This window comes from Rhodococcus sp. (in: high G+C Gram-positive bacteria), assembly GCF_049591685.1.
Classification (GTDB): domain Bacteria; phylum Actinomycetota; class Actinomycetes; order Mycobacteriales; family Mycobacteriaceae; genus Rhodococcoides.
This window is the reverse complement of the sequence record NZ_JBAWFH010000497.1, coordinates 1-11,460: the sequence shown is the minus strand read 5'-3', so window position 1 is coordinate 11,460 and position 11,460 is coordinate 1. Positions and strand designations below refer to the sequence as shown.

Genomic DNA, 11,460 nt, shown 5'->3' with positions numbered 1-11,460 from the left:
GCGGGGGAGAGCGCGGTGGCGGAGGCGACGCGTCCCCTGCACGCGAGCGCGAGTGCGAGCCAACCGCCGAGCGAGTTGCCCGCAACGTGCACTCGCTGGTCAGGGGTTTCGAATTCGGTGAGTAGGTCGCTGAGGCCGTCGACGAGGAGCGCCAGTGGGTCGGGTGCGGTGAGGTCGAGCTCGGCTGATTCTCCGTGGCCGAGGAGGTCGACGGTGACGACGCGTCGGTAGGGCGTCAGTAGATCGAGTACGGGGTTCCATGCTTGGCGGCGATGGACCACACCGTGCACGAGAAGGAGGGTTTGGCCACTGCCGGTGACGTCGTACCGCATTGTCATCCCGGCATCGTAGCTGCGCTGCCGGAGCGTGAACGGCGTTCCGATTACCGACGTTTGTTCGACTCGGGGAGGGGTAGCCGTCGGCATGAGCGAAAGTGAGAATGCACAGGATAAGTTCGATGTGAACACGCTGGTGGCGGACTACGACCAGTTGACCGTCGGGTCGATCGAGAGTCGGATCCGTTCATTGTCCGAGGAACAGTTGGCGCAGGTGATCGAGCACGAGAAGCAGGCCGCAAATCGCCCACATGTGCTGCTGATTCTGAGCGCGCGCTCGGAGAGCCTGCGCAATGGGGCCGAGCCTTCGTCCGGCGACCCGACCGCTGCGCCGCCGGTGTCCGGTACCGCAGGCACCTCGGCGGCCAACCCGAGCCAGGCCCCCGAGGGTACGACGCCACTGCGGCACGGCGTCGCCGAGCAGACGCCTGCGCGGGGAAAGCCCTGATAAAAGACCTTTCGTGCGAGCATGATGTCGAAATCCGCCCGGCGGCTCCGTCCCTGTGGTGAAGCGGCCACACGGGCTGCGCAACGAAAAGGGAGACATCATGGCGAAGTACCTGTTCCTCAAGCATTACCGCGGCGGACTCGCACCGGTCAACGACGTACCGATGGACCAGTGGACGCCGGAGGAGGTGGACGCCCACATCCAGTACATGAACGACTTCGCGGCCAAGTTGCAGAGCACGGGCGAATACGTCGACAGTCAGGCGCTGCGGCCCGAGGGCACCTTCGTTCGCTACGACGGTGAGGGCAAGCCTCCGGTGACAGACGGCCCGTTTGCCGAGACCAAAGATCTGATCGCCGGTTTCATGGTCATCGACGTCGACACCTACGAGCGGGCACTCGAACTCGCAGGTGAGCTGTCGGCTGCACCCGGCGCAGGCGGCGCACCGATCCACGAGTGGCTCGAGGTCCGGCCGATGATGAGCACGCCCAGCACCATCACCGACTGACCTGATCCGTGAACGAGCGGCAGCTGAGGGAGATCGTTCCCGCGGTGATCGGTGTCCTGGTTTATGGCGGAGTCGATTTCGCGACGGCCGAGGACGCCGTGCAGGAGGCGCTTCTCCAGGCGACGGTCACCTGGAGAAGGCGCCGCCCGCTGATCCGAAGGGGTGGCTGGTCACCGCAGCGCATCAGCAGAGCCAAGCGCACGGTGAGTCGCGTGCGGTTCGACGCGCCCGGCGATCCGGGAAGGGTTCGACGGGTGCTGTATCTGGTGTTCAACGAGGGGTATTCGGGAGACGTCGACCTGGCCGCAGAGGCAGTCCGCCTGACCCGTGAACTGCGGTCCCGGACGGATGACGAGGAGACCGCGGGGTTGCTCGCGCTGATGTTGCTTCACCATGCGCGACGACCCGCACGCATGCGACCGGACGGCACCCTCGTGCCTCTCGCCGAGCAGGATCGGACGCTGTGGGACACCGCGCTGATCGCGGAGGGAGTGAACATTGCGCAGACCGCGCTTGCCCGGGACCGTCTCGGAGAATTTCAGGCACAGGCCGCCATCGCCGCACTGCACGCGGACGCGCCCCGCGCGGAGGAGACCGATTGGGTGCAGATCGTCGGCTGGTACGAAGAATTGCTGTTGCTCAGTGACACTCCCGTCGTGAGGCTCAATCGGGCTGTCGCCGTGGGCCAGGCCGACGGACCGGTCGCCGGGCTGGCGGCGCTGGCAACCGTCGACGCCGGGGTCCCACGTCGCACCGCGGCGGAGGCATACCTACGCGACAAAGCGGGCGAGCACGCCCGCGCTGCCGAGCTGTACAGCGATGCTGCACATGCCGCGTCGAACCTCGCGGAGCGTCATCACCTGACTCTGCAGGCGGCGCGAATTGACGCAGCGCTGCGTCGGTGACCACAGTCGGCGGCCGAGCCGAGGTGTGTGCCGCGGCACGAGCGGGTAGCCACCCGTTGTCGATGAAGACGACCGAAGGGACAGCTCCATGTCGAAAGACGATCTCAGCAAGGGTGACAAGGTCGAGTGGAAGACACACGGCACCACCACCGAAGGCACCGTCGAAAAGAAGATCACGTCGGAGACCGAGGCCGGTGGCAGGACCGTCAAGGCCTCGAAGGACGACCCGCAGTACCTCGTCGAAAGCGACAAGTCCGGCAAGGATGCCGTGCACAAGCCGTCGGCGCTGAAGAAGAAGTCGTAGATCGTGGCCGACGACGATGCCGACACCTGGAAAGAGTTCCATGACGTCGTCAACATGACGGCGGGCGAACTGGAAAAGTTTCTGGAGACCGACGAATCGAAGGACGTCGGCCAAAAGAAGGACGGCGGCGAATCCACCGGGCACGCAAGCGGCCGCCGCATCATCGAGATTCTCCACACCAAGAAGAGCGATCTGTCCGACGACGATTATGCGCACATGCGCAAGGTCGTCGGGTACGCCAAACGGCACCTCGCGCAGACACCGTCCGGCGACATCAGCGACACGGCGTGGCGGTATTCGCTGATGAACTGGGGCCACGATCCGACCAAGAAGTAGCGTTTCCGCCCACCCCCACGTTTCGCAACCTGGTCACCGGGGCATTCATGGTGTCAAGAGGGCGACACAAGAGGTGGAGGCGAACAGTTGGATTCAGTAGTTTGGACGGAAAGCACCGAACGGCAAGCCTGGTGGAATTCGATTCTCGGGCTCGACGAGCAAGACGGCGGCAGGGTCGACAGTGATGTGACCGCAGCGTAGATCAACAACCGAGCAACGCGCCCGCGTGAGAGGCAATCTCCGATGCGGGCGCGTTCTTTTTGCCCACGGAGTGTCGGGAACAAGGCCGTCGGTCATCAGTCGTTCGACTCGTCAGATGACACCCTGGGCGATCATCGCGTCGGCAACGGTGACGAACCCGGCGATGTTCGCGCCGTGAACGTAGTCGCCCGGCATGTTGTATTCGTCGGCGGTGGCGATGGTTCGCTCGTGTATCCGGCTCATGATCGCGGCAAGCCGCGTGTCGGTGTAGTCGAAACTCCACGAGTCGCGCGAGGCGTTCTGCTGCATTTCCAACGCAGAGGTCGCGACGCCGCCCGCGTTGGCTGCTTTGCCGGGGGCAAAGGCGACGTCGGCGTCACGGAAGACCTGCACCGCCTCCGGGGTCGTGGGCATGTTGGCGCCTTCCGTGACGACACGGACGCCGTTCTTCACCAGTACGGCAGCGGCGGCGTCGTCCAGCTCGTTCTGGGTGGCACACGGAAGTGCCACTTCGCACGGCACGTCCCAGATGGATCCCTTCGCGGTGTACGCCGCGTGTGGAACGGCGTCGACGTATTCGCTGATGCGGCCGCGGCGGACCTCCTTGATGTCCTTGAGCACCTCGAGATCGATGCCCTTCTCGTCGACGATGTAGCCCGACGAATCCGAGCAGGCGACGACGAGTCCGCCGAGCTGATGGATCTTTTCGATGGCGTAGATGGCCACGTTGCCCGATCCGGATACGACCACCTTCGCGCCGTCCAGTGAACGGCCGCGAACTTTGAGCATGTCGTCGACGAAATATGCGGCGCCGTAGCCGGTGGCTTCGCGACGCACCTGCGAGCCGCCCCACGAGGTGCCCTTACCGGTGAGAACACCGGACTCGTAGGAATTGGTAAGCCGTTTGTACTGGCCGAAGAGGTAGCCGATCTCGCGGCCACCCACACCGATGTCGCCGGCGGGCACGTCGGTGTACTCCCCGATGTGGCGGTGGAGTTCTGTCATGAACGACTGGCAGAACCGCATGATCTCGGCTTCGGAACGGTCTTTGGGGTCGAAATCCGAGCCACCCTTGCCGCCGCCGATGGGCAGACCCGTCAGGGCATTCTTGAAGATCTGCTCGAACCCGAGGAACTTCACGATTCCCAGATTCACGCTCGGATGGAACCGCAGGCCACCCTTGTACGGGCCGAGTACGCTGTTGTACTGCACCCGAAAACCGCGGTTGACGTGCACGGTTCCGGCGTCGTCGGCCCAAGGCACACGGAAGATGATCTGACGCTCCGGCTCACACAAGCGCTCGATCAGGCCGCTGTCGGCGTAGTGCGGGTGACGCTCGAGCACGAACTGAAGCGACTCGAACACCTCGGCGGTCGCCTGATGGAACTCGGGCTCACCTGCGTTACGGGTGCGAACCTGCTCGTAGATGGCAGCAATCTGATCGCGCGTGGACACTGAGGGGTCACCTTTTCTGCCGGCCGTGAGATTTCGGAAATACAACCGTAACAATCACGCCCGGCAGGCGGCGCACCTACATGCCGGTGAGCGCGCGGGGTGCGAGACGCACCAGTTGCGTCACGTGCGCGGGCGTCAGTTCCTCCAGTGAGCCCACGCCGAGCAGACGCATCGTGCGGGCAACCTGCTCGCCCACGATCTCGATCATGCGGTTGACGCCGTCCTCGCCGCCGGCCATGAGGCCGTAGAGGTAGGCGCGTCCGAGCAGGGTGAAGCGGGCACCGTGCGCGATGGCCGCGACGACGTCCGCCCCGGACATGATGCCGGTGTCGAGGTGAATCTCGTACTCGCTACCCACCTCGCGGACGACCTCGGGCAGGAGGTGGAACGGGATAGGCGCTCGATCGAGTTGTCGCCCACCGTGATTGGACAGAATGATGCCGTCGACCCCGACGTCGGCGACTTTCTTTGCGTCGGCGACGTTCTGGATGCCCTTGACCACGACCTTGCCGGGCCACTGATCGCGAATCCAGCGCAGATCCTCGAAGTCGACGGTGGGGTCGAACATCGTGTCCAGCAATTCGCCGACGGTGCCCGACCACTTGTCGAGGGAGGCGAACGACAGCGGCTCGGTAGTCAGGAAGTCGTACCACCACCAGGGGCGCGGAATGGCATTGGCAACGGTGCCCAGGGTCAGCTGCGGCGGAATGGAGAAGCCGTTTCGCCTGTCGCGCAAGCGGGCTCCGGCAACGGGAACGTCCACCGTCACCAATAGGGTGTCGAAGCCGGACTTCGCGGCGCGGTCGACCAGAGCCATCGAGCGATCGCGGTCTTTCCACATGTACAGCTGAAACCAGTTGCGTCCGTTGGGGTTGGCGGCCTTGACGTCCTCGATAGCGGTGGTTCCCATGGTGGACAACGAGAACGGAATGCCGTGCTTCGCGGCGGCGTGAGCGCCCCCGATTTCGCCCTCGGTGTGCATCAGGCGGGTGAAACCGGTGGGCGCGATGCCGAACGGCAGGGAAACCGGCGCGCCGAGCACATCCCAGCCGGTGGACACCTTTGCGACGTCGCGCAGTACCGACGGTGTGAACTCGATGTCCTCGAATGCCTGGCGTGCGCGCCGCAGGGAGATCTCGGCCTCGGCGGCACCCTCGGTGTAATCGAACGCAGCCCGCGGTGTCCGGCGCTGCGCGATTGTGCGCAGGTCGTAGACGGTCTGCGCTTTCGCCAGCCGGTTCGCCTTGAAGTCGAAGCTCGGCTTCTCGAACTGCATGAGCGGCGCGAGATCGCGGAGTTTAGGCAGGTGGCGCTGGGTCATCGGTGGGTCCTCGGCTTCGGGGGAGCGTGGTTGTAGAACAGCGTGGTTGCAGAAAAGCGTCGGACCGGGGCTCACCCGGGGTGTGGTCTGACCACACTAATTGCCTGCTCCCGCCCGCCGCAAGAGGCGCTGGAGCGTGGCCTCCGCGAATGCGGCTACTGAACCGGAGCGTTCAGGCCTCGTCGTTCTCGGTCAATTCGGGCGCAAGCTCGCGGGTGGCCATCCCGCCGTCCTTACCTTCGTCGGTCGGTCCGGGATGCCCACCCTTGGGCTCTGCCGCGTCGTTCTCCGCCGTGTCTTTCTTGCCATCGTTGTTCGTCATGGGCGGTGAATAGCCGGTCGGTGCGGATCTCAACCCGTCGTGGTTGTCCGACGGATGAAGAACGACGCGGCCACGGCCAGAAGCGACACCATCCCGCCGCACAGGAATGCGGTGTGAATTCCGGCCTCGTTCGCTGCCAACTCCGCCGATCCGGAGGCGATCCGGCTCGTTGCCGTGGTCGACATGACCGTCACGAACAGGGCCGTTCCTGCTGCACCCGCGAGCTGCTGGGAGGTGTTGAAGATGGCACTTCCATGCGAGTAGTACTGCGTCGGAAGTGAACCGAGGGAGGACGTCATCAGCGGCGTCATGATCGTCGCAAGACCGACCGACAACAGAACATGGATGCCGACGACCACCGGAAGGGCGGTTCCGGCGTCGAGAATCGTCATCAGCCACAGCGCCGCCGAGACGATGAAGGCTCCCGGGATCACCAGTGGACGCGGTCCGATTCGGTCGAATGCCCGACCGACGAACGGCGCGAGCAGGCCCATCGTCAAGCCTCCGGGGAGCAGCATCAGGCCTGTGGTCAAGGTGTCGAGTCCACGCACGTTCTGCAGGTACATCGGCAACAGGATGAGCGCGCCGAACAAGGCCATCATGGAAATCATCAGCATGCCGAGGCCGATGGTGAACGTCGGGGTGGAGAACGGCCGCATGTTCAGCAGGGCGCGGCCCGAGTCTTGGCGCGCGATCTGACGGAAGACGAACACGCCCAACGCAATAGCGCCGCCGGCCAACGGAACCCACACCGGAATCGTCGCATCCTCCGTGGAGTGTCCGATGCTGCTGAGCCCGTAGACGAGACCGCCGAAGGCCAACGCGGACAGCACCACGGACACGCCGTCGAAGGACGGCTTGCTCGTCGGGGTGACGTTCTTGACCAGGCGGACGCCGACCGCGAACGCGACGAGAGCGATGGGAAGGACGAGCCAGAACATCCAACGCCAGTCCAGAGCGCTCAGGACGACACCGGAGATTGTCGGGCCGACGGCGGGCGCAACGGCGATCACGATGGAAATGACCCCCATCATCTTTCCGCGCTCGTGCGCCGGGACGAGGTTGAGCACGGTGTTCATGAGCAGCGGCAGCATCAGCGCGGTACCGCTGGCCTGAACGACGCGTCCGGTCAGCAGCAGTTCGAAGCCGGGTGCGGTGGCGGCGAGCAGCGTGCCGAAGGTGAACAACGACATTGCGGCCACGAACACCTGACGGAGCGTGAAGCGCTGGAACAGGTACCCGGTCGTGGGGATGACCACCGCCATCGTGAGCAGGAAGCCGGTGGTCAACCACTGCGCCGTGCTGGCGGGAATGCTCAGGTCTTCCATCAACCGCGGGAGCGCGACGCTCATGATCGTCTCGTTCAGGATCATCACGAACGCAGCGACTACCAGGATCCCGATGAGCAGCTTGCCGCCGGGCGGTATTCGGGTGCTGTCGGTCCGATTCGGCTGCTGCGAATCGATTGCGTCTGTCTGCATGTGTGTGCTCGGATCCCTCGAAGAGTGCGGTTCGGTGTCTGGTTGATAGTGTGATTCGAAATGGCAGTGACTGTCAACTTAGATACGGCTGGTAACTTGACGGCCAACAGAAGGAGAGCCAGGTGAACGACAGTCCAGTACTCGACCTGCGGGAGCGTCGACGTCGAGAGACTCGATCGGACATCAACCAGGCCGCGCTCGACCTGTTCGAGCAACGCGGCGTCGCCGCCACCACCGTCGACGAGATCGCCAAAGCGGCGGGGGTCTCGCCGAGCACCTTCTTCAGGCACTTCAAGACCAAGGAAGAGTCGATTCTGACGGCCAATGTCGACGTCGACGGCGAGGTCGACGCGTGGCTCGAGGCTGCGGACCCGCAAGATGTCGACCTGGCTGCGCTCGAAGCGATTTACGAGCGAGCGGTACTCCGCTTCGTCGAGGCATCCGATGACACGAGAAGCCGACTTCTTCGGACCCGTCGGCTCATCATCGGCGACGAGCACCTGCGGGCGGTCGCGATGGCCCTCGATGCAACCATGCTGTGCAGGCTCGCCGACACTATGGCCGAGAAGATCGGCGGACGCGAGAACGTCGCCTTCGCGCGGCTACTCGTCGAGGGTGCGGGGATGACGCTGCGGGTCGCATCCGACGAGTGGGCCACCCGCATCGACGCCGGTGAGGATGCGGACCTCGGTGAGATCTACCGGAACACCCGTGCCGAGTTGCGTCGAGTCGTTCGCTGAACCTACGCCCGTGAGGGCAAACCCAAAGCGCTGATCATCATGTCGCGCAACAGCGTTCGGGTACGACGCGACACCGCCTTCTTCGCGCTGAACGGCGTCGAGTTCATCAGCCCGAACGCCGCGTGCGCAATCGTGCGTGCGTCGGCCTCTTCGATCGTCGGGTTCAGTCGGCGAAGCACCGACACCCAGATTTCGACGTACTCTCGCTGCATCCGTCGCACGCGCCGATGGGCCGACTCGGGCAGCGATTGCAGATCGCGATCCTGAATTTTGATCAACGCCGGCGACTCGATCGCGAAGTCCAGATGGAACTCGACCAGGCTCTCGAGCACCTCGGCCGGTTCTCTATCGTCCGAGGCGACTCGCCGACCGCCCGCAAGCAGGTATTGCGAGATGTCGACGAGCAACTCGATCAACACGGCTTCCTTGTTGGGGAAGTGGCGGTAGACGGCGGGGCCGCTGACGCCGACCGCGGCGCCAAGATCTTCGAGTCGAACTCCCGCGAAGCCGCGGTCCGCGAACAGTCTGGCTGCGGCCTCTAGCAACTCGGAGCGGCGCTCGGCCTTCTTGATCTCCCTGCTGGTAGGGGCTCGAGTGTCGCTTGCCGTCACGTGCTCGCTCCTAGGTGATGGTGGACATTTCGGTTAATCGTAGTTTACTATTACAGTCGGTTAGTGGGCATTAACTGAAATACCCGTCTACGACGAATTGAGGGCACCTTGGCAACCGACTCGACCGACCGTCGCGCGCAGCACGAGAAGCTGGTCGCCGAGCTGGCGGACAGGCTCGAACGCGCTGCCCTCGGTGGAAACGTCAAGTCTCGAGAGCGCCACGTCTCGCGCGGCAAACTTCTCCCGCGCGACCGGGTCAACGAACTTCTTGACCCGGGAAGCCCGTTCCTCGAGATCGCACCGCTGGCAGCCAACGGCATGTACGACGACGAATGCCCCGGCGCGGGAATGATCGCCGGCATCGGACGGGTATCGGGCCGTGAATGCGTCATCGTTGCCAACGACGCCACCGTCAAAGGCGGTACCTACTACCCGTTGACGGTCAAGAAGCATCTGCGGGCGCAGGAGATCGCGCTGCAGAACGCCCTGCCGTGTATCTACCTCGTCGACTCCGGCGGTGCCTTTCTCCCGCGCCAGGACGAGGTGTTCCCCGACCGCGACCACTTCGGTCGCATCTTTTTCAATCAGGCGACCATGAGCGCCAAGGGGATTGCTCAGATCGCCGCCGTCCTGGGCTCGTGCACCGCGGGCGGCGCCTACGTTCCCGCAATGAGCGACGAGGCCATCATCGTCAAAAATCAGGGCACCATCTTCCTCGGCGGGCCACCGCTGGTGAAGGCTGCCACCGGTGAGATCGTCACGGCCGAAGAACTCGGCGGCGGAGACCTGCATTCCAAGATCTCCGGCGTCACCGACCACCTCGCCGATGACGACCGTGACGCGCTCCGACGTGTACGCAAGATCGTCGCGACGCTCGGACCGCGCGCCGAACGTCCATGGGACGTCGTGGCCCCGCGTGACGCCATCGCCGATCAACGTGAGCTCTACGACGTCGTTCCCACCGACCCACGGACGCCGTACGACGTCCGAGAGGTCATCACCCGGATGGTCGATGCCGGGGAGTTCGACGAGTTCAAGGCCGAATACGGCAAGACCCTCGTCACCGGCTTCGCGCACATTCACGGCCACCCGGTCGGAATCGTCGCCAACAACGGAGTGCTGTTCGGCGAGTCGGCGATGAAGGGGGCGCACTTCATCGAACTGTGCGACAAGCGCAGCATCCCACTGGTTTTCCTGCAGAACATCTCGGGCTTCATGGTCGGCCGCGACTACGAGGCGGGCGGTATCGCGAAGCACGGCGCCAAGATGGTGATGGCCGTCGCGTGCGCACGGGTGCCCAAGTTGACCGTCGTGATCGGCGGGTCCTACGGCGCAGGAAACTACTCGATGTGCGGCCGCGCCTATTCGCCGCGATTTCTGTTCATGTGGCCCAATGCGCGCATCTCCGTCATGGGCGGCGAGCAGGCCGCATCGGTGCTGTCGACGGTGCGCAGCGACCAACTCGGCGCGGCCGGCGAACCCTGGTCGGACGAGGAGCAGGAAGCCTTCAAGGCACCCATTCGCGAGCAATACGAATCGCAGGGCAACCCCTACTACTCGACGGCCCGTCTGTGGGATGACGGCATCATCGACCCCGCCGACACGAGAACTGTACTTTCGCTGGCACTTTCGGCGTGCGCGCAAGCGCCGTTGGAGCCGGTCTCCTACGGCGTCTTCAGGATGTGACCTGTCATGAACAGTAATGAACACACACCAGTCCATTTCGATACCGTGCTCGTCGCCAACCGCGGTGAGATCGCCGTCCGCGTCATGCGCACGCTGCGCCACATGGGCATTCGATCCGTCGCAGTGTTCAGCGACGCGGACGCCGATGCGCGTCACGTGCGGGAGGCAGACATCGCCGTGCGGCTCGGACCGGCATCGGCGCGGGAGAGCTACCTCGTCATCGACAAGGTCATCGCTGCCGCGAGAAGTACCGGCGCACAGGCGATCCACCCGGGTTATGGCTTCCTGTCCGAGAACTCGCAGTTTGCGGCCGCCTGCGCCGCCGCGAACATCGCCTTCCTTGGTCCGTCGGCCCGCGCCATCGAGGTGATGGGCGACAAGATCACCGCAAAGAACGCGGTCTCGGAGTTCGGCGTACCCGTCGTACCCGGCGTGGCGCGACCCGGTCTCACCGACGCCGAGTTGCTCGCCGAAGCTCCGGGCATCGGCTACCCGATTCTCGTCAAGCCCTCCGCCGGCGGCGGCGGCAAGGGAATGCGGCTCGTCGAACGCGACGAGGATCTCGCGGCCGCGCTGGCCAGTGCGAGGCGTGAGGCGTCGTCCGCCTTCGGCGACGACACCCTGTTCCTCGAGCGCTTCGTGTTGAACCCCCGGCACATCGAGGTTCAGGTGCTCGCCGACGGGCACGGCAACGTCGTCCATCTCGGCGAACGTGAATGCTCACTGCAGCGGCGTCACCAGAAGGTGATCGAGGAGGCGCCGTCACCACTGCTCGACGAGCGGACTCGATCGAGAATCGGTGAAGCA

Annotated in this window: 13 protein-coding genes and 1 pseudogene; 8 read left to right on the top strand and 6 right to left on the bottom strand. The window is 64.5% G+C overall.

From position 1 onward, the window contains the following. Window positions 1–338 (bottom strand): alpha/beta fold hydrolase (locus WBQ44_RS20535; RefSeq protein ID WP_495568512.1); only part of this gene is annotated, 338 nt, incomplete at its 3' end. Between the two features lie 85 nt (window positions 339–423). Here WBQ44_RS20535 and WBQ44_RS20530 point away from each other — a divergent pair. The 5 genes and pseudogenes from WBQ44_RS20530 (at window position 424) to WBQ44_RS20510 (ending at window position 2,836) form a co-directional block, all read left to right on the top strand. Continuing rightward, complete coding sequence (locus WBQ44_RS20530) at window positions 424–783, top strand: DUF8129 domain-containing protein (protein WP_495568511.1); 360 nt, start codon at window positions 424–426, stop codon at window positions 781–783. A gap of 100 nt (window positions 784–883) precedes the next feature. Continuing rightward, window positions 884–1,291, top strand: a complete 408-nt coding sequence (locus tag WBQ44_RS20525) for a YciI family protein (protein WP_495568510.1) — start codon at window positions 884–886, stop codon at window positions 1,289–1,291. 8 nt (window positions 1,292–1,299) lie between these two features. After that, window positions 1,300–2,196 (top strand): annotated as a pseudogene (locus WBQ44_RS20520) (DUF6596 domain-containing protein). 88 nt (window positions 2,197–2,284) lie between these two features. Next, window positions 2,285–2,500 (top strand): hypervirulence associated TUDOR domain-containing protein, encoded by a 216-nt coding sequence (locus WBQ44_RS20515; RefSeq protein ID WP_495568509.1) that lies wholly within the window; start codon window positions 2,285–2,287, stop codon window positions 2,498–2,500. A gap of 3 nt (window positions 2,501–2,503) precedes the next feature. After that, window positions 2,504–2,836 (top strand): DUF3140 domain-containing protein, encoded by a 333-nt coding sequence (locus tag WBQ44_RS20510; protein ID WP_495568508.1) that lies wholly within the window; start codon window positions 2,504–2,506, stop codon window positions 2,834–2,836. A 312-nt stretch (window positions 2,837–3,148) separates the two neighbouring features. Here the strand turns inward: WBQ44_RS20510 and gdhA are convergent, their stop codons facing one another. The 4 genes from gdhA to WBQ44_RS20490 form a co-directional block, all read right to left on the bottom strand. Then, window positions 3,149–4,492 carry an NADP-specific glutamate dehydrogenase gene (gene gdhA / locus WBQ44_RS20505; RefSeq protein ID WP_495568507.1) on the bottom strand — a complete coding sequence of 448 codons (1,344 nt, stop codon included), beginning with the start codon at window positions 4,490–4,492 and terminating at the stop codon, window positions 3,149–3,151. A gap of 76 nt (window positions 4,493–4,568) precedes the next feature. Continuing rightward, window positions 4,569–5,813, bottom strand: coding sequence for an alpha-hydroxy acid oxidase (locus tag WBQ44_RS20500; RefSeq protein WP_495568506.1), 1,245 nt, complete (start codon window positions 5,811–5,813; stop codon window positions 4,569–4,571). Between the two features lie 172 nt (window positions 5,814–5,985). Continuing rightward, the gene (locus WBQ44_RS20495; RefSeq protein ID WP_495568505.1) at window positions 5,986–6,135 is read right to left on the bottom strand and encodes a hypothetical protein; all 150 of its coding nucleotides are present in this window, start codon (window positions 6,133–6,135) and stop codon (window positions 5,986–5,988) included. A gap of 29 nt (window positions 6,136–6,164) precedes the next feature. Beyond that, window positions 6,165–7,616: an MDR family MFS transporter gene (locus WBQ44_RS20490; protein ID WP_495568504.1), complete on the bottom strand. Its 1,452-nt coding sequence runs from the start codon at window positions 7,614–7,616 to the stop codon at window positions 6,165–6,167. 122 nt (window positions 7,617–7,738) lie between these two features. On the opposite strand from WBQ44_RS20490, the gene WBQ44_RS20485 reads away from it, so the two are divergent. Beyond that, on the top strand, window positions 7,739–8,356 hold the full coding sequence (locus tag WBQ44_RS20485) for a TetR/AcrR family transcriptional regulator (protein WP_495568503.1): 618 nt from the start codon (window positions 7,739–7,741) through the stop codon (window positions 8,354–8,356). A 2-nt stretch (window positions 8,357–8,358) separates the two neighbouring features. Here the strand turns inward: WBQ44_RS20485 and WBQ44_RS20480 are convergent, their stop codons facing one another. Next, entirely contained in the window at window positions 8,359–8,967 is a 609-nt protein-coding gene (locus WBQ44_RS20480) for an SACE_7040 family transcriptional regulator (protein WP_495568502.1), read from the bottom strand. Between the two features lie 108 nt (window positions 8,968–9,075). On the opposite strand from WBQ44_RS20480, the gene WBQ44_RS20475 reads away from it, so the two are divergent. After that, the gene (locus tag WBQ44_RS20475) at window positions 9,076–10,653 is read left to right on the top strand and encodes a carboxyl transferase domain-containing protein (RefSeq protein ID WP_495568501.1); all 1,578 of its coding nucleotides are present in this window, start codon (window positions 9,076–9,078) and stop codon (window positions 10,651–10,653) included. 6 nt (window positions 10,654–10,659) lie between these two features. Continuing rightward, a partial coding sequence (locus tag WBQ44_RS20470; protein ID WP_495568500.1) for an ATP-binding protein occupies window positions 10,660–11,460 on the top strand: 801 nt, incomplete at its 3' end.

Bases quoted from the DNA above. Each gene is read 5' to 3' on its own strand.
- WBQ44_RS20530 (WP_495568511.1), top strand. From the start codon at position 424: ATGAGCGAAAGTGAGAATGCACAGGATAAGTTCGATGTGAACACGCTG.
- WBQ44_RS20525 (WP_495568510.1), top strand. From the start codon at position 884: ATGGCGAAGTACCTGTTCCTCAAGCATTACCGCGGCGGACTCGCACCG.
- WBQ44_RS20515 (WP_495568509.1), top strand. From the start codon at position 2,285: ATGTCGAAAGACGATCTCAGCAAGGGTGACAAGGTCGAGTGGAAGACA.
- WBQ44_RS20500 (WP_495568506.1), bottom strand. From the start codon at position 5,813: ATGACCCAGCGCCACCTGCCTAAACTCCGCGATCTCGCGCCGCTCATG.
- WBQ44_RS20495 (WP_495568505.1), bottom strand. From the start codon at position 6,135: ATGACGAACAACGATGGCAAGAAAGACACGGCGGAGAACGACGCGGCA.
- WBQ44_RS20490 (WP_495568504.1), bottom strand. From the start codon at position 7,616: ATGCAGACAGACGCAATCGATTCGCAGCAGCCGAATCGGACCGACAGC.